This window comes from Crossiella sp. CA-258035, from assembly GCF_030064675.1.
Lineage (GTDB): Bacteria > Actinomycetota > Actinomycetes > Mycobacteriales > Pseudonocardiaceae > Crossiella.
Genome location: NZ_CP116413.1, coordinates 6,110,000 through 6,127,710 on the forward strand (window position 1 = coordinate 6,110,000; position 17,711 = coordinate 6,127,710).

Consider the following 17,711-nt stretch of genomic DNA (forward strand, 5'->3'; position numbering starts at 1 on the left):
GCGACCAGATTGCGGGTTTCCACCGCTCGTAACACCGTGGAATCACCACGAGAAAACCGCTGGGCCGTTAGAGTGCCGTGGCCTTGATCACCACTACCCGCAGTAAGTGGGTTACCTGGTGTTACTCTCCGTGTCGATGGAGCTCTGGGATCGCGGCGACGAAACCGCCCTGCTGGCCGAGGAAGCGGAGCGGGCCCGCGGCGGTCAGCTGCGCGTGGTCGTGGTGGAGGGACCCGCCGGGATCGGGCGGACCAGCCTGCTGGACGAGTTCGTCGCGGATGTGCGCTCGGCGACCGTGCTGCGCGCCCGGGGCACCGAGCTGCAGCGCCGGTTCGCCTTCGGTGTGGTGCGGCAGCTGTTCTCCCCGCTGCTGTGCCGCCTGCCCGAGGACCGGCGGGAGGCGCTGCTGGCCGGTGGCGCCGAACCGGTCCGCCAGGTGCTGGCCGGGGCCGAACCGGGACCCGATGTGGTGGCGCTGGAGAACGCGCCGTTCGCGGTGCTGCACGGCCTGTACCGGCTGGCCGCCACCCTGACCCGCGAGCGGCCGCTGGTGCTGGTGCTCGACGACGCCGACCTGGCCGACGCCCCTTCCCTGCGCTGGCTGCGCTACATGCGCACCCGGCTGGCCGAGGCGCCGGTGCTGCTGGTGCTGACCCGGCGCACCGACGGACCGGCCGAGGCCGAGGACGTGCTGGGCAGCCTGGTCACCGACCCGGACTGCGTGCTGATCCGGCCCCGGCTGCTCTCCCCCGCCGCGGTCGCCCGGATGCTGCCCGAGTCCGCCGATCCCGCCCTGGCCAGAGCCTGCCACCAGATCAGCGGCGGCAACCCGCTGATGGTGCGCACCCTGCTGGCCTCGATGTCCATCGGCGACTCCCCGCTGGAGCGGGCCGGATCGCTGACCGGCCAGGTGTTCGCGCACAGCCTGGGCAGCTGGCTGACCCGGCTGCCCGCCGCCACGGTCGCCTTCGCCCGCGCGCTCAGCGTGCTCGGCGAGGCCGCCTCGGCCGAGCTGCCCGCCCGGCTGGCCGGGATCACCGGGCCGGAGGGCCGCGCGGCCGAGGACCACCTGTGGCAGGCCGGTCTGCTGCGCTGCGACCCGGTGCTGCGCTGGAACCACCCCGCGGTGCGCGAGGCGGTCTACACCGAGCTGGCCGGAGAGGAGCGGGCCCGGCTGCACCACGCCGCGGCCACCGCGCTGCACGACGCCAGCGCGCCGCTGGAGGAGGTGTGCGCGCACCTGCTGCTGGTGCCGCCGGCCGGGGACAGCTGGGTGCTGGGCACCCTGTGCGCGGCCGCGGCCCAGGCGGCCCGCCGGGGCGCGCCCGACGGCGCGGCGGAGTACCTGCGCCGCGCGCTGGCCGAACCGCCGCCGGCGGAGGCCCGCACCGGCATCGTGGTCGGCCTGGGCATGGCCGAGGCGTTCAGCAACCCCGCCGCCGGGGTCGACCGCCTGTTGGAGGTCTTCGACGAGGTCACCGACCCCAGGCTGAAGGCGGCCATGGCCGAGGTGCTCTCCGACGCGCTGGCCCGCCTGACCCGCCACGACGAGGCGATCGCGATGCTGGCCAGGGCCGCCGAGGACGTCGCGCCACTGGATCCCGACCTGGCCAACACGCTGACCGGGCGCAGGCTGATCGTGTCCATCAGCGAGCAGGAGGGCCCGGCGCGGGTGAAGCGGCCCGGCGCCGACCTGCCCGGCGACACCGCGGGCGAGCGCTGCCTGCTCAGCGCGCTGGCCTTCGCCTCGGGCATGGGCGGCGATCCGGTGGCCGAGGCGGCCAGGCTGGCCGGGCTGGCCATCCCGCGCACCACGGCCGAGCTGACCTCGCCGCTGGCCGGCCCGGTCAGTCTGGTGCTGACCTGGACCGAGCAGCTGGATGAGGCGGTCCGGTTGTGCGACAAGGCGATCGCGGAGTCCCGGCGCACGCACGCGCTGCTCAGCCTGGCGCTGTTGTTGTCCCACCGGGCGCAGCTGGCCCAGTTCACCGGGGCGCTGTCGGCGGCGCTGAGCTACGCGGAGTCCGCGCTGGAGATGCTGCCGCTGGAGCAGTGGGGCTACCTGGGCACGGTGCCGGTGGCGGTGCAGAGCGACCTGCTGATCGAGCTGAACGAACCGGAGCTGGCCCGCCGCCGGATGATCGCCGCCGAGCTGGAGCACACCTGCGACCAGGGTTTCGCCGGCGCGTTCTACCAAACCGTGCGGGCCAGGGTCCGGATGGCCTGCGGCGAACCGGCCGAGGGCCTGGCCGACCTGCTCACCGCGGCCGATCACCTGCGCGAGTTCGGCTACGAGAACCCGGTGATGCTGCCCTGGCGGGTCTGGGCGGTGGAAGCCCTGCACGCCCAGGGCCACCACGCCAAGGCCGCCGAGATCGCCGCCCAGGCCCTGGCCAGCGCCCACCGCTGGGGCACCCCTCGCGGTCTGGGCACCGCCCTGCGCCTGACCGGCCTGACCCGCCGGGGCCCGGAGGGCGAGGCCAACCTCCGCGAGTCGGTCGAGCTGCTCAGCGGCATCACCGCCCCCCTGGAACTGGCGGCCAGCCTGCTCACCCTGGGCGAGCTCCGCATCGAGACCGAGGACATCCGCGGCGCCCGCACCGCCCTGCGCCGCTGCCTGGAGGAAGCGGAACGCTGCGGCGCGGCCCGCCTGGCCGAACTGGCCAGGGAACGCCTGGTCGCCACCGGCGCCCGCCCCAAGCAGACCCCGGCGGCCGGCACCGCGGCGCTCAGCTCCGGCGAACGGCGGGTGGCCGAGCTGGCCGCGGGCGGCCTGAGCAACCGGCGGATCGCGGAGGAGCTGCACCTGACCATGCGCACGGTGGAAACCCACCTCAGCGCCACCTACCGCAAACTCGGCATCCCCAACCGCACCGCCCTGCGCGCCCTGCTAGGCCCAGGCGGCGGGTGACATCCGGTCGAGCAGGTCGCAACGCAGGTCCAGCGCGGGCAGCAGCGCGTCCGGATCCCGCTGCTCGGCGAAGTCGTCGTACACGTCGAACTGCACCCCCCGGATCCAGAACCCCTGACAGCGCCGAGGATCCCGCAACAGGAACTCCACCACCTGCGGCGTCAGCACCGCCCGCGCGAACCGCTCATCCTCCGCCGTGACCTGGTACGTGCGGTCGAACTCCGGATGCCCGACCCGGATGTCCCCCACCCCGAGACCGTCGTTCACCGCACTCTGCAACCGGAACACCTTGCGCACCTCCAACGTCGGCCGAGGCGCGGGCAACCGCACCCAGATGACGTCGCGATAACCCAAGGAACCGTTGGTGCCACTGTCCATCGGATCCTTGACGAAGAACTTCGCGCCCAGGAACGGCCTGCCCCGGTGCTGCCCGGTGACGATGTCGTGGGCCTGCGAGGCACTGGGCCGCCGGTCGAAGCCGACGATCATCGGGTTCAGCTCGGTGTGGCGCTGCACCTCGTTGAAGACCTCGGCGTACCGGTCGTCACGCTCCAGGAACGTCCAGCCCCGTCTGGGCAGCTCCTCGCGCAGCCGAGCCATGAACCGCTCTTCCTCGGCCTGGTACGAGTTGCGCAGCCACCGGACCATCCAGGTGAGCAGCCCACCGACCACGAGCAGGCCACCGACCACGATGATCACAATCCACAGTGGACTCATCACGCTTCCCCTCAACCCGGCTGGGCAGGTCGACCACCCCCAGCGAGGTCAGCGTAGCCAGCACCGCCACCGCCGCCACAACGGTCCAGGCCAGCGGGTTGCCCAGGTTCAGCGTCCGGAACATCCCCACCCGCCGGTGCACCAGCAGCGCCGGGCCCCGCCCAGCGGAAGGTACGCAAGAGCGGTGACCCAGCCGGAGTCGGCGAGCATCCCCCACTGCCGAAACGCGTTCACCAGCAGGCTAGCATCGGCACAGGCCGCGGACGCCAGGGCCAGGGCAGGCCGACCGGGTTGGTGCGCAGGACGAGGTCCACAGAGGACACTCGCTGCCGCGCGCTGGTCCGCCCGCGCCGCCCGCGGTGGCTGCCGGTCGGGTTGCTGCTGATCCCGCTGGTCTCCGGTTCGGTGTGGCCATGCGTGCTCGCACACGGCACCACCAACGCCATCTCGGCCGGGTCGCGCTGGTCGTCGCGATCGGCGTCTGCGTCAGCGTGCGCGGGCTCGGGAACAGTCCCGATCGCGCTGCCTACCGTCAGCCGGCATGAGACTCCTGAGTGCATCGGCCGCGGTGCTGGTGGCGCTGACCAGCGCGCCGGCCCTGGCCGCCGCGCCGCCCCGGCTGACCCTGTCCGGCGGCGCGCAACTCCCTTACCACGCCAGCCATTCCCTCTCCGGCGCGCGCGAGCCGACCAGCGCGGTGGTGGTCGTGCACGGCACCGGGCGCAACGCCAAGGGCTACTACGACCGGATGGTCTCGGCCGCGGGCGGCACCGCGCGGCGCACGGTGATCATCGCGCCGCACTTCCAGACCAAGGACGACCGACCGGCACCGCGGGACGCCTACTGGGCCAACGGCGGCGCGCACTCCTGGAAGGACGGTGGGGACGCGGAGCAGCCGCGCGGACTGAGCTCCTTCACCGCGATGGACGAGCTGCTGCGGGTGCTCGCGGACAAGGGCCGCTTCCCCAGCCTCGGCAAGATCACCCTGGTCGGGCACTCCGCGGGCGGGCAGTTCGCGCAGCGCTACGCCGCGGGCAGCCGGGTGGCGGGTGAGCTGAGGATCGGGGTCGGTTTTGCGGTGGCCAACCCGTCCTCCTACCTGTACCTCAGCCCCCAGCGACCACTCGGCGTGGGGTCCTGCCGCGAGTACGACGACTACAAGTACGGGTTGCAGCGCCGCAACCCGTACCTGGCCACGCCCAGCGCGGAGCAGATCCGCGGCTGGTACGGCGCACGGCGGGTGACCTATCTGCTGGGCGAGCGGGACACCGAGCGGGACGGCTCGTTGGACACCGACTGCCCGGCCGAGGTCCAGGGCCGCAACCGGTTCGAGCGCGGCAGCGCCTACTTCGCCGCGATCCAGCGGCAGTTCCCGGCCGCGCCGCACCGCAAGGTCACCGTGCCGGGGGTCGGCCACGACTCCGGGGGGATGTTCAGTTCGGCGCAGGGTAGAACCGTCATCTTCGGGTAGTTTCTGATCGGTGGACGAGGGTCGGGTGCCGCTGGTGGGCCGTGGGCCGCAGGTCGCCGCGCTGCGGCAGGCCGTGGCCGCGCCGCCGGTGGTGCTGCGGCTGGAGGGCGAGCCCGGGGTGGGCAAGACCCGGCTGCTGGCCGAGCTGAGCGCGCCGGGGCGGGTCCTGCTGTCCGCCGCCTGCCAGCCCTTCCGCGAGCCGTTCCCGTTGGCGCCACTGGTGGACGCGGTGTTGTCGGCCCCGGTTCCGTTGGGCGGCAACGCCTTGCTCGGCGCGCTGGCCCCGCTGCTGCCGGAGCTGGCCGATCGGCTACCGCCCGCGCTGCCCTCCCTCGGCGACCCGCGGATGGACCGGCACCGGCTGTTCCGGGCGTTGCGGGAGCTGCTGGCCGGGGCCGGTCCGGCGGTGCTGGTGCTCGACGACCTGCACTGGGCCGATGAGCAGACCGTGGAGTTCCTGCGCTTCCTCACCGGACACCTGCCCGAGCGGCTGGCCCTGGTGGTCGCCTACCGGCCTGGTGAGCTCGATCCCGAGGTGCGGGCCGCGCTCGGGCCGGGCACCACCGTGCGGCTGGAACCGTTGACCGACCGGCAGACCGCGGCCATGGCGCTCGCGATGCTGGGCGGCGGCCGGGTGCCGGCGCAGGCGCGGGAAGCGTTGCAGCGGCGGACCGGCGGGGTGCCCTTCGCCATCGAGGAGGTGGTGCGGGACGCGGCCGAGCGGGGTGGCGCGCCGTGGGCGGAGCTGGCCGGGGACCGGGTTCCGGCGAACTTCCGGGAGGCGATCGAGCAGCGGCTGGCCAGGGTGGCGGCGCAGGTGCGCGCGGTGACCGGCGCGGCCGCGGTGTTCGGCGCGCCGGTGCGGGCGGCGGAGCTGTGCCGGGTGGCCGGAGTCAGCGCCGAGGCGCTGGCCGCGGCGGTGCGCTCGGATCTGCTGCGGGAGTCGGATGAACGGTACCGCTGCCGTCATGAGCTGGCTGAGCAGGCGATCCGGCTGACCCTGGACACCGGGCAGCGGCAGCGGTGGCACCGGCGGATCGCCGAGGTGCTCGCCGAGCGGCCGGAGCCGTTGCCGCACACCAGGATCGCCCACCACCTGCACTCCTGCGGGGACCTCGCCGGGTGGCGGCGGCACACCGAGCTGGCCGCGGACCGGGCGGTGGCGGTCGGCGATCCGGGCGCGGCGGTGGCCAGCCTACGGGCGCTGCTGGCCGAACCGGTGCGGGAGCACGGATCCAGCGAGCGGCTGGCGTTGAAGCTGGGGCGCACGGCGGTGGACGGGCTGGACGGGACGGCCACGATCGCGGTGCTGCGCGAGGTGCTGGCCGGGGTTCCGCTACCGCCCGCGGTGCGCGGTGAGCTGCGGTACTCACTCGGCCTGCTGCTGCTCAACCAGGCCGGTGAACCCGCGGCGGGCTACCGCGAGCTGGAGCAGGCGGCGGGCGAACTTCGGGTGGCGCGGCCGGAGCTGGCGGCGCGGGTGATGTCCTCGCTGTCCAACATCCACGCCGGGCACCAGCACCTGGACGTGCACCTGCGCTGGCTGGCCGAGGCCGAGCGGCTGGCCGAGGCGCACACCGATCCGGTGCACCACCTCGCCTTCGCGGTGAACCGGGTGACCACGCTGCTCACCTGCGGCCGCCCCGAGGCCTGGCGGCTGGCCCCGGAACTGCTGACCGAGCCGCTGGACCCGGCGCTGGGCCGCCACCACATGCGCGGCTGCCTGAACTTCGTGGACGCCACCGCCTGGCTCGGCCACTACGCACAGGCCGACCGCTACCTGGCGCACGGGCGCGAGCTGGCCCGGAAGTTCAGCGCGCCCTACACCGAGGAACAGCTGGCCGTGGCCGAGATCCTGCTGGCCTGGCTGCGCGGGGACTGGACCGGCCTGCTCCCCCGCGCCGCGGACCTGGCGGCCAAGTACGCGGGCCTGCCCAGGATCGCGGTGGAGTGCAGGCTGGTCGAGGGCGCGCTGGCCGCCGAGGCGGGCGAGCCGGACCGGGCGCTGCGGCTGCTGCGCGAGCAGGAGGCCGCGGCCCCGCCGGTGGCGGCCACCGCGAGCGCGATCGTGGCCGGAGAACAGCTGCGCCGGGGTTCGGTGGCCGCGGCGGCGGAAAGTGTGGCGAGCGCGGTGGAAGTGTTGCGGCGCACCGGGATGTGGGTGTGGGCCAGCGAGATCACCCCGGTCGCGGTGGAGGTGCTGTGCGCGGCGGGGCGTCCTGGGGCCGCCCGGGAACTGCTGGCGGAGCACCGGCAGGGCATCGAAGGGCGGGACTGCCCGGCCTCGGCCGCCGCACTGGAGCTCGGCGAAGCGATCCTGCGCGACCGGGAGTCCGAAGTGGACGGTGCGCTGGCCGGGTACCTGGCCACTGAGGAGCTGTTCGCCGCGCTGCCCCGACCGTACTGGCTGGCCAGAACCCGTTTGCTGGCCGGGGAATGCGCGGGTGACGCGGCCAGGGTGCGGGCGGCGGCCGAGGACTTCGCCGCGCTCGGGGCGACTCGCCGGGTGCGTCAGTGCGAGAAGGTGTTGCGGGACCTCGGCGGGACCGGCCGCAGGCGCGGACGGCCGGGCTACGGCGACCGGCTCTCGCCCAGGGAGCTGGAAACAGCGGAACTGGCCGCGCTCGGCCGGACCAACCGGCAGATCGCGGCCGCGCTGGAGCTGTCGGTGCGCACGGTGGAACAGCACGTCGCGCACGCGCTGCGCAAGCTCGACCTCAGCTCGCGGCACGAGCTGGCCAGACTGTTCGGGGAAGGGGGTGGGGCGCCGCGCCGCCCCACCCCGTGATCATCAGCCCCGCGCCAGGGTGAGCCCCCACTTGCGCAGCGCCTCGTTGACCGGCTGGAAGATGGACTGGTTCCGCGCCCCGCCCGGGTAGCAGGAGGACAGCCCGCCGGAGTGCACCCCGATGGCCTTGTCCCCGGCCAGCCAGGCGCCACCGGAGTCACCGGCGATGGAGCAGGCGGTGGTGAAGCTGAGGCCCTCGATTACCACCGTCGGGTAGACCACGGTCTGCCCGGTGGCGGTCACCCGGCCGCACTGCCACCGGGAGGCCACCCCGGAGTGGCAGACCGCCTGGTTGACCAGTGCATCGGCCGTGCCGGACACGGTGACCGGGGCCGCGCCCCAGGTGTTGACCGAGCTGGTCACCGACCAGCCCGGCTCGGTCACCGAGACCACGCCCATGTCGCCTTCGCGGTTGAAGACGCTGCGGCTGCCGCCCACGTTGGAGGTGCCGACCCTCGGTCCGCCGTAGCTGGCGTAGGCGGGCTGGTCGCGGTCGTTGGTGCAGTGGCCCGCGGTGAGGAAGTGCTGGCCGCCCTGGGCATCGGTGGCCCCGAAGCCGACCGAGCAGTTGCCCTCGTAGCCGGGGATCCAGGGGTCGCCCGGCCGGATCCGGCCCTGTTGCGGCACCGGAGCCCCGGCCGACTCGCTGACCTGCGCGCCCAGTGCGCGAACCCGGTCCAGGAACGGCTGGGTGGCCGCGGTCCGCGCGGCGGTGCTGACCCGCACGACCACGGTGTTGGCCACCGGGTCCACGCCCCACCCGGTCAGCCCGGCGACGCCCGGCGCGGCCAACTCCCGCACCGACTCGTTCATCCGGTCCAGGTCCGCGGCACTCCGGCTGACGGTGACCGGCCGCGCGCCCGCGGCGCGGACCAGCGCGGCGGTGCGGTGATCGGTGACCGCGACGCTCAGGCCGCCGATCTGCTCGTCGAACCATTGTCCCGCAACGCTTCGCCGCACCTCGGCGGGCAGTCGTTCGGCGATGCGCTGGGCCTCGGCCTGCTGGGCCAGTCTGGTCTGAGCCTGTGCCGGGGTCAGCTGGAGGTCCCTGGCCAGGGCCGCCACCATGCTCCCCTCGGCCTGGGACGGAGCGGACAGGGTGGCCATGCCGATCATCAGTCCACCAAGGACAGTCATGGTACGCATGCCGTCACGCCTTCCGGTGAGTGATGCGGAGGTCGTCCACCCCGGCCTCGACCAGGCTGCCGCCCGCGGCGTCGGCGGCCTCGACCACCACGCGGATCGTCTTGCCCGCGAAGGGGGACAGGTCGGCCTTGGCGCTCTGCCAGCCGGCCGCGGTGTCGGTGCTGCCGGTCTTCTGCTCGAACACCACGCTGCCGCTGTCCCCGGCGAGCACCCGGATGCGCAGGTGGTCCGCACCGGCGGAGTTGGCCAGGTGACCGAGGAAGTACTGGCAGGACAACGTGATCCGGCCCCCGGCGGGCAGCTGGATCGGCGCGGAGGTGAGGCTGCTGACCCCGCCGTCCAGGTCGTTGTCCCCCACCGCCGCGCCCGCGGCGGCCCCGGTGACCGCGGCCCGCGACCCGCTCGGCGTGCCCTCGGGCTGCATCACCAGTCCGGCGTGGCTGGTGCCCTGCGGGTCGCCGACCTCGAACCGGCCCGCGGTGGCGGTGTCCGCGCCGCCCGCGTTGCCGCTCCACCCGGTGGCCCGCTCGAAGTCCTCGGTGTACACCGGGGTTTCCGGGCCGGGATCGGGGTCACTGCCGGAGACCGCCTTGAGCGCGTTCGCGATGCCCTCACCGAAGTGCGAGTTGCGCGCCGGGGTGCCGGTGCAGCGGCTGTCCCCGCTCGGGCACGGGGTGTCGATCGCCTGTGCCAGCAACAACTTCCGCAGCTCGTCCGGCCCTGCCGTCGGGTGTGCGGAGGCCAGCAGGGCGGCCACGCCCGCGGCGTGTGGCGAGGAGGCCGAGGTCCCGTGGAAGGTGGTGTAGCCGTTGTTCAGCCCGGTGGTGTTGATCATCGCGTAGCCGTCGCCGCCGGGCGCGGTGAGTTCCACGGTGTTCAGGCCGAAGTTGGAGTAGTAGGCCAGTTCCTTGCGGGTGTTGGCCGCGGTCACCGACACCGCGTTCGGCAGGTCGCCGGGCAGGAACAGCCCCTGCTCCTGGTCCAGGTTGGTGCTGCTGTTGCCCGCCGCCGCCACGGTCAGCGTGCCCTTGCCGTGGGCGTAGTCCACCGCCCGCCGGACCGCCTCGATCACCGCGTCCTGGTCGGGATTGGTGGTGTGGTTGAACATCCACGGGTCGACGTAGTAGCTGTGGTTGGTCACCCGGAAGCCGCGCTCGGCCGACCACATCAGCCCGCAGACCACGTTCTCGGCGTACATGTAGCCGGTCGGCTCCATCACCTTGACCGAGGCCACCCGCACGCCAGGCGCGACTCCCACCACGCCCTTGCCGTTCTTGGCCGCGGCGATGATCCCGGCCACCGAGGTGCCGTGGCCGGCGGCGGGGGCGTGCGCGTCCGGCTCCCAGGCTCCGGCGGCGGTGTTCGGCTTGCCGTACAGACAGGAGACCGAGTTGGCGGCATCGAAGTTCTCCCGCAGGTCCTCGTGGCCGCCCTGGACACCGGTGTCCAGCACGCCGACGGTGACGGTGCGGCTGCCCGGGTTGACCGCCCAGGCCTGGTCCGCCCCCATCTGCTTCATGTTCCACTCGACCGCCTCGGCCGGGCGGTTGATCGCCGTGCCCAGCTGCGGTTCCAGGTACTTCCGCGCCGTGCCGCCACCAGGGGGCACGTCCGAGTCGCGGGTCTGGCCGACCTTCTGCACACCGCTGACCGCACGCAGTTTCGCGGCGAAGCCGGTGTTCTCGGCGTGCGCGACCACGACGCCGATCGGCGGGTACGAGTGCTGCACCCGCCCGCCATTGGCCACCACCGCCTTGGCGATGTCCTCGGTGCCGCCCGGCGCGGTGAGCACCAGGTAGGCGCGCACCCCTTCCGGCGCGGCGGTGGCGGCCGGGGCGAGCGCGACCGCGGGCAGGACCGCGGCCACGGCGACGCCGAACAGCTTGAGCCCCAAGACGCAGGGATGTCTCATGCGAGCCCTCCTCAACAGGAACTGTGCGAGGAGGACCATCCCGGCCCGGGGGCCAGGCGTTCAATCAGCGGCGCTACCTACCGAATTGCGGCACTACGCAGGAAAACCCACCAGGTCCCGCTGACTCCGCGGGTTGATCTCGTAGTGGTCGTCGTACTGCCCGCTGAACCCGGCGACCAGCACCCACTGCCCCGGTGTGAACCCGCGCAGGTCGATCCGAGTCTGGGTGTTCACGAACACGGTCAGCTCACCGGAACCGTCGTCCACGAACAGCTTCGCGCCGTAGGGCGGGTCGTTGAGCACCGGCTTGGTGACCTTGGCCAGCACCCGCACCAGCCGGCCCTCGCTGGACTCGTCGACCTTCGCGGTGGCCCGCCACTCCGGCCGCACCGGGCTGCCCGGACGGCCCACGGTGACCGCCTCCGGACCGGCCGGGACCACGGTGAGCAGGCCGGAGCTGTCGGTCAGCACCCCGGTGGCCCGCACCCGGCGGCCGGGCCGGACGTCCAGGTCGGCCTTGAGCTTGAGGTAGATGCCCGCGGTCCGGTCCTGGATGGCGAAACCCTTGTCGAAGAAGCTGGACTCGAACGCGCCGGAAGGGGTGGTCACGGTGCCCGCCACGGTCACCGTGCTGCCCAGCGGCAGCGCGCGGGCGGCGGCGATGGACCCGGACGGGGCGGCCTGCGCGGGGACCGCGGTGAGGCCGAGGGCGAGCACGGTGACCGCCACCAGGCGCAGGAGGACACTCTTGCTGGACAGGGTGACCAACTCCTTTCAAGAATCGCCGCTCATCATGGCGCACTCGAAGGGCCTCGCTAAGCTTCCCGGCGAGGGGGACCCAGCTGTGCGGATCTTTGGTCGGGACGAGTCGCTGCGCCTGCTCGCCGAGACCCGCGGCGGGCTGGTCCTGCTGCGCGCCGACCCCGGCATGGGCGTGAGCACGCTGCTGGCGGCCAGGATCGCGGCGGCGCGGGCGGACGGGCTGCCGGTGCGCCAGATCCCGGTGCTGCCCACCGGCCGCACCACGCTCTCCGGCGGCCTGCCGGACTGGCCGGAGCCCGGCGTGGTGGTGCTCGACGACCTGCACCGCGCCGACGACGCCACCCTGCTCGCGCTGCACGAGCTGGTAGACCGCGCGCCGCTGGTCCTCACCGGGCGCCACCGCGGCGTCACCCCGGCCCGGTTCGCCGCGCTGGACCGGATCGGCCTGGTGCACGACCTGGCACCGCTGGACGCCGACGCGGTGCGCGCCATGGCCGGCGACCACCCGCTGGCCGAGGCCGCCGGCGGCAACCCCTGGCTGCTGTCCCGGCTGGCCGCGCCCGACCGGGCCGAGCAGGTCACCGCCTGGGCCACCGAGCTGGCCTGGCCGGACGGCACCCTGCTGCGCTACGCCGCGCTGCTGCCCGAACCGGTCACCGTGGACGAGCTGGCCGCGGTCACCGAGCTGACCGCCGCCGAGGTGCTCACCGGGCTGGGCAGGCTGCGCGGGCTGGGCCTGGTCACCGAGCGCGCCGGTCAGGTGCGGCTGCGGCAGCCGCTGGTGCGCGCCGACCTGGCCACCACCTCGGCCGGGCTGCGCGGGCAGGTGGCGCGGGCGCTGGCCAGGCGGGGCAGCGCGCCGGTCGCGGTCGCCGAGGCGCTGGCAGGGCTGCCGGTGACCACCTGGACGGTGTCCTGGCTCATCCGGCACGCCGACCAGCTGGCCGCCCGGCCCACGCCCGCGGTGGTCGAGCTGCTGCGCGAGGTGGTCGCCTGGCTGCCACCGGGCGCGGCCAAGCTGCACCCGCTGCGCGCCGCGCTGGCCGAGGCGCTGCTGTGGTCGGGGCAGCTGGCCGAGGCCCGCCGGGTCGCCTCGGCCGGGCTGGTCACCAGGGTCGCGCTGCCGCTGCGGCAGCGGCTGCGGGCCACCCTGGCCAGGGTCGGGCTGGCCGAGCTGGACCCGGCCGCGGTGCTCGCCGCGCTCGGCCCGGAGCGCCGGGACGGGCAGCTGGCCGCGATCGAGGCATTCGCCTGCCTGCTCGCCGGGGACCTGGCCGGGGCCGGGGCCGCCTTCCAGCACGCCGAGTCCACCGCGGCCGAGGACCCGGTGGTCGCGGTGGCGCTGCTGAACTTCCAGGCCATCGGCCGCCTGCTCACCCGCGACCTGGCCGGGGCCCTGGAGGTCCTGGAGCAGGCCGAGGCATCGCTGGACATCGAGGTGGCCGACCCGGCGCAGTGGCTGCTCGGCCGCCTGGTCCGCGGCACCGTGGAGGACCTGCGGCAGGACCCCTCGGCGCTGGCCACCCTGACCGCGGCCCGGCCGGTGGCCAGCACGCTCGGCGCGGGCTACCTGGCCTGGCACCGCACCGCGTGGGCGCTGGCCGCGTTCAACCAGGGCCGCTGGGACGAGGCCCTCACCGAGATCGAGGCGGCCCTGACCATGCCGGAGGATGCCTACGGGATGGCCCGCCCGCTGCACGGCCTGGCCGCGATCATCCACATGCACCGCGGCGACCTGCCCGCCGCCCGCGAGCAGGTCCGGCGCTGCGAACAGGCCGAATGCCGAAGCGTGGCGGTGTTCTACGAGCACAACTCGGTCACCGCCCGCGCCATGCTCGCCGACCTGGAAGGCGACTCCGAGCTGGCGCTCCAGCTGGTCCGGGCGCTGGCCGAGGGCGGCGTGGGCGTGCACCACGGGCACGCGGTCACCGGCGTCGGCGCGCGGGTGGTGCGCATCGCGGTCAACGCAGGCGACAAGGAGCTGGCCGCCCGGATCGTGGCCACCATGCAGCGCTGGACCAGCGACGACTCGGTCGGCCAGCGCGGCGTGCTGCTGTACTGCCAGGGCATGGTCGACGGCGATGTGGACCTGCTGCTGGCCGCGGCCAAGGAGCTGGCCGACGGCGGCTCCGCCATCGCCGCCGCCCGCGCCGGTGAGGACGCGGCCAGGGTGCTGGCCGCCTCCGGCGAGCCGGAAGCCGCCCGCGCCGCCTACCAGGAGGCGATCGCCCACTACACCGGCCTGGCCGCCACCGGCGACATCAACCGGGCCACCGCCGCCCTGCGCGCGCACGGCGTCCGCCGCGGCGCCACCGGCCCCCGGCGCAGGCCCAAGCACGGCTGGGAGGCCCTCACCGACGCCGAGTACCGGGTGGCCGCCCTGCTCGCCGAGGGCCTCAGCAACCGCGAGGTCGCCGACCGCCTGGTCATCTCGGTGCGCACCGTGCACTCGCACGTCTCCCGGGTGCTGGCCAAGCTCGGCTACGCCACCCGCGTCGAGGTCGCCCTCGGCTTCAAGCCGCGAGACTGATCAGCACACATACCGATGTTTTCCGGCGGCCTGGCTGCTGTGCTGACGGCCTGACGCCGCACGGGGTGGTGCGGGTCATCGAGGGGAAGTCGAAACATGCGAAAAACGATCCTGCTAGTCGTCGCGGCGCTGGCCGCGACCCTCGTCGGCGCTCCGGCGCAGGCGGCGCCCGCCTGGCGGCCGGGGTTCACCTCCGGCGACGGCATCGACGTGCTCAACGTCAACCACACCACGCCCCGCTCCACCGTGGTGAGCATCAACACCGGCGCGGTGGACAAGAACACCACGCACTTCCGGCAGTCGCACGACCTGATCGTCACCCTGCCCGAGGGCCACAACCCGAACCTGGCCTACCCGGTGCTCTACCTGTACCACGGCCGCGGCCAGGGTCCGGGCAACTGGCACCTGGAAGCCAACGTCGAGCAGATCACCGCCGGGTTCCCGTTCATCGTGGTCACCGCGGAGGCCGGCCGGGCCGGGTGGGCCACCAACTGGGTCAACCAGTCCGCGGGCGTCCAGCAGTGGGACACCTTCCACCTGGACCAGCTGATCCCGTTCATCGACCGCAACCTGCGCACCATCCGCGAGCGGGAAGGCCGCGCCATCGCGGGCTTCTCCATGGGCGCGTTCACCGCGATCCGGCACGCCGTGCACCGGCCGTGGCTGTTCCGCATGGTGGTCGGCCTCTCCGGCGGCTACAACCTGGAGGACCCGCGGATGCGTGCCGCGGTCACCGGTTCCCTGCCGCTGGAGGGCCTGCCCGCGGACGGCCCGTTCGGCGGACCGTTCGACGGCTCCTGGGGTTTCAACAACCCGTGGCACCGGGTGAACGCGCTGCGCGACATCCACACCGTGATCTACGGTGGCACCCAGCACCACGACCAGCTGGAGGCGCAGGCGCACCGGCTGACCTACGAGTTCCACCAGCACCTGCTGGCCAACGGCATCAACAACAGCTGGATGGTCGAGTACAACTGCGCGCACAACATCGTGTGCGCGGGTGAGCAGGGCCTGCGGCGCGAGCTGCCGGTCATGCGGGACGTGCTGTGGGGACCGAGGTAACCACTGCCCAGCCCGGCTGACCCCGGCACCGGACCGGGGTCAGCCGCGACCGGGCGCAGCCGTGGCCCCGGCTGCGCCCGGTTCGGTCAGCACCGCCAGCCACCGCTCGTACTGCGGTGCCAGCGCGGCGATCCGTTGCGCCAGAACAGGATTCTCCCCGGTCACCACCGCGTGCTGGAGCCCGCCGACCCCGCGCGCCAGCTCCGTCGCCGCCGTCGCCGCCCGCGTCATCCCCAGCAGGTCCAGGCACGTCGCGGCATCCCCCAGCCGACGCGCGCCGAGCCGGATCGCGAAGTGCGCCAACAGGTCCCGCACCTCTGGCTCCAGCCCTCGGTCCGCCAGCTCGGCCAGCCGCAGCAGCGCCGCCGCCCCGCCCAGCGACCCCGGCGGCACCGCCACCTCCGCCCGCCCGCTCAGCCAGCGCACCGCCCGAGGCAGCGATTCCCGCAGTGCCACAACGGGATCCACCACCCGCTCCCGCACGAAGTCCGTCCGCATGCCGAACGGCACGTCCACGTACTCCACCGCCTCCGCCCGCCACGCGGCCAGGAACGCCTTGGTGGGCAACGTCGCGTACGGGTGCCCGTGCGGATCGTGCAGCAGCACCTCCTCCTCGGTCGCGGCGAGCACCAGCACGTAGTGGTCCCCGCCGCCACCGGTCTGGTACGCCAGCAACCCCATGTCCACCGGCCCGGCCAGCACCGGTTTCCCGGCCGCCAGCAACCGGTCCAGCGCCTCCCGTTCGCTGCCGCCGCTGTGGTGTGCGCAGCGCCAGCCCAGCGCGGCCACGGCATCGGCCACGCCGATCTCCGGATGCCAGCCGTAGGGGTCGAAGTACGGCGTGCGCCCCGCCACCAACTGCACCCCGAACGGCGCGCCGGTCAGCGTCTCGATCACCGCGGTCGACGGGGCCTGGTCGCCGAACATCATGGCCAGGCAGTGGGTGTAGCAGTAGGGACCGGAGCCGAGGTAGGTCGTCATGGGCGCAGTACAGCGGCTGACACGGTGTCAGGGTCAACGCCCCCGACGCCTCGCCACTGAGGATCCTCACCGAGGCGATCTCGGCGGAGCTCCCCGCACCGAGTCCAGGCAGCACTGGATGAACTCCCGCACCACCGGATCCCCGTCGGCGGCTGGCGTCCACGCCACCCCGACCTCGCTGGGACTCACCCCGCTGACCGGCCGGTAGACCACCCCGGGCCGGGCGTAGAACCGGGCGTTGGACTCCGGCCCCAGCGCGATGCCGTAGCCGTTGGCGATCGCGGTCAGCCAGTCATCCGGCTGGTCGGTCACCGCCCCGATGCGCACCGGATGCCCCTGCCGTTCCTCCGCCGCCAGCCAGTAGTCCCGCCAGGGACCGGTTTCCGCGGGTGCGGCCACGAACGGCTCGTCCAGCAGCTCCCGGAAGTCGACCACCTCCCGCCCGGCCAGCGGATGCCCGGCGGCCAGCGCGATCCAGCGCGGTTCGCTGAACAACACCGCCACCCGCAACGCCTCCTGCCCCGGCACCGGCAGCCGCAACAACGCGACGTCGACCTCCCCGTCGGCCAGCCCGGCGGTCGGGTTGGACCAGGCAGCCTGCCGCATGTCCACCCGCCAGCCGGGCCTGCGCCTGCCGAACTCGGCGATGATCTCCTGGGTGGCCTCGTTGGCCGCGCTGGCGATGAACCCCACCCGCAGCACCCTGGCCGCCCGCCCCGCCGCGACCCTGGTCTCCCGCACCACCTCGTCCCACCCGGCCAGCACCGAGGGCACCCGCGCCGCCAGCGCCCGCCCGGCCTCGGTGAGCGCCATCCCGTTGCGCGAGCGGAGGAACAGCGGTGTCCCGAGCTGCTCCTCCAGCCGCCGGACCTGCTTGGTCAGCGCGGGCTGCGAGACGAACAACCGCTCCGCCGCCCGGCTGAGGCTGCCCAGCTCGGCCACGGCCGCGAAGTACCGCAGCAACCGGGTGTCCACATCCATTCCACAAGGTTATAGACGCAGGTATTGGACGCGCACCCCAGCCACCCCCAAGGCTGAACCCATGTTCGTCGCCTACCTGCTGGTCACCCTTGCCACCATCGCGCTCAACACCGCCGCCGCCATCGCCGACTTCACCAGGGCCAAGTTCGTCCTGGCCAACTCCGCCGAGCTCAACCTCCCGGCGTCCTGGGTGGCGCCCCTCGGCGCACTCAAAGCCGCTGGCGCCGCCGGCCTGCTCCTCGGCCTGCTCGGCTACCAGGTCATCGGCCTGGCCGCGGCGATCGGCCTGACCCTGTTCTTCCTGTGCGCCAACGTGATCCACCTGCGCGCCCGCGTCTACCACAACATCGCCGCCCCGCTGGCCTTCCTCATCCTGGCCGCCGCCACCCTCACCCTGGACCTGCTCCGCTGACCCTCCGGGCGATCTTCCGGGCAGCCCCCAGTGCACCC

12 protein-coding genes are annotated in these 17,711 nt (G+C 73.8%); 6 read left to right on the forward strand and 6 right to left on the reverse strand.

Annotation, left to right across the window (positions count from 1 at the left end):
• Positions 1 to 136 precede the first annotated feature (136 nt).
• Entirely contained in the window at positions 137 to 2,911 is a 2,775-nt protein-coding gene (locus N8J89_RS27475; protein WP_283659900.1) for an ATP-binding protein, read from the forward strand.
• Here N8J89_RS27475 and N8J89_RS27480 read toward each other — a convergent pair.
• Positions 2,891 to 3,628 (reverse strand): hypothetical protein, encoded by a 738-nt coding sequence (locus N8J89_RS27480; RefSeq protein ID WP_283659901.1) that lies wholly within the window; start codon positions 3,626 to 3,628, stop codon positions 2,891 to 2,893. The genes N8J89_RS27475 and N8J89_RS27480 overlap by 21 nt on opposite strands.
• A gap of 541 nt (positions 3,629 to 4,169) precedes the next feature.
• Between N8J89_RS27480 and N8J89_RS27485 the strand changes: the two genes are divergently transcribed.
• Positions 4,170 to 5,099: an alpha/beta fold hydrolase gene (locus N8J89_RS27485; protein ID WP_283659902.1), complete on the forward strand. Its 930-nt coding sequence runs from the start codon at positions 4,170 to 4,172 to the stop codon at positions 5,097 to 5,099.
• Between the two features lie 10 nt (positions 5,100 to 5,109).
• Positions 5,110 to 7,887 (forward strand): ATP-binding protein, encoded by a 2,778-nt coding sequence (locus N8J89_RS27490; protein ID WP_283659903.1) that lies wholly within the window; start codon positions 5,110 to 5,112, stop codon positions 7,885 to 7,887.
• 3 nt (positions 7,888 to 7,890) lie between these two features.
• Here N8J89_RS27490 and N8J89_RS27495 read toward each other — a convergent pair whose 3' ends face one another.
• The 3 genes from N8J89_RS27495 to N8J89_RS27505 form a co-directional block, all read right to left on the reverse strand.
• Positions 7,891 to 9,033: a S1 family peptidase gene (locus N8J89_RS27495; protein ID WP_283659904.1), complete on the reverse strand. Its 1,143-nt coding sequence runs from the start codon at positions 9,031 to 9,033 to the stop codon at positions 7,891 to 7,893.
• Positions 9,034 to 9,037: 4 nt separating this feature from the next.
• On the reverse strand, positions 9,038 to 10,945 hold the full coding sequence (locus tag N8J89_RS27500; protein ID WP_283659905.1) for a S8 family serine peptidase: 1,908 nt from the start codon (positions 10,943 to 10,945) through the stop codon (positions 9,038 to 9,040).
• Positions 10,946 to 11,038: 93 nt separating this feature from the next.
• Positions 11,039 to 11,713, reverse strand: a complete 675-nt coding sequence (locus N8J89_RS27505; RefSeq protein WP_283659906.1) for a hypothetical protein — start codon at positions 11,711 to 11,713, stop codon at positions 11,039 to 11,041.
• A 76-nt stretch (positions 11,714 to 11,789) separates the two neighbouring features.
• On the opposite strand from N8J89_RS27505, the gene N8J89_RS27510 reads away from it, so the two are divergent.
• Complete coding sequence (locus tag N8J89_RS27510; protein ID WP_283659907.1) at positions 11,790 to 14,237, forward strand: LuxR C-terminal-related transcriptional regulator; 2,448 nt, start codon at positions 11,790 to 11,792, stop codon at positions 14,235 to 14,237.
• Between the two features lie 96 nt (positions 14,238 to 14,333).
• Positions 14,334 to 15,299 (forward strand): alpha/beta hydrolase-fold protein, encoded by a 966-nt coding sequence (locus N8J89_RS27515; RefSeq protein ID WP_283659908.1) that lies wholly within the window; start codon positions 14,334 to 14,336, stop codon positions 15,297 to 15,299.
• A gap of 39 nt (positions 15,300 to 15,338) precedes the next feature.
• On the opposite strand, the gene N8J89_RS27520 is transcribed toward N8J89_RS27515, so the two are convergent.
• Together N8J89_RS27520 and N8J89_RS27525 are read right to left on the reverse strand one after the other, a co-directional pair.
• Complete coding sequence (locus N8J89_RS27520) at positions 15,339 to 16,280, reverse strand: YobF C-terminal domain-containing protein (protein WP_283659909.1); 942 nt, start codon at positions 16,278 to 16,280, stop codon at positions 15,339 to 15,341.
• A gap of 66 nt (positions 16,281 to 16,346) precedes the next feature.
• Positions 16,347 to 17,261, reverse strand: a complete 915-nt coding sequence (locus tag N8J89_RS27525; protein ID WP_283659910.1) for a LysR family transcriptional regulator — start codon at positions 17,259 to 17,261, stop codon at positions 16,347 to 16,349.
• A 61-nt stretch (positions 17,262 to 17,322) separates the two neighbouring features.
• Here N8J89_RS27525 and N8J89_RS27530 point away from each other — a divergent pair, with 61 nt between their 5' ends.
• On the forward strand, positions 17,323 to 17,673 hold the full coding sequence (locus tag N8J89_RS27530; RefSeq protein ID WP_283659911.1) for a DoxX family protein: 351 nt from the start codon (positions 17,323 to 17,325) through the stop codon (positions 17,671 to 17,673).
• Positions 17,674 to 17,711: the final 38 nt, after the last annotated feature.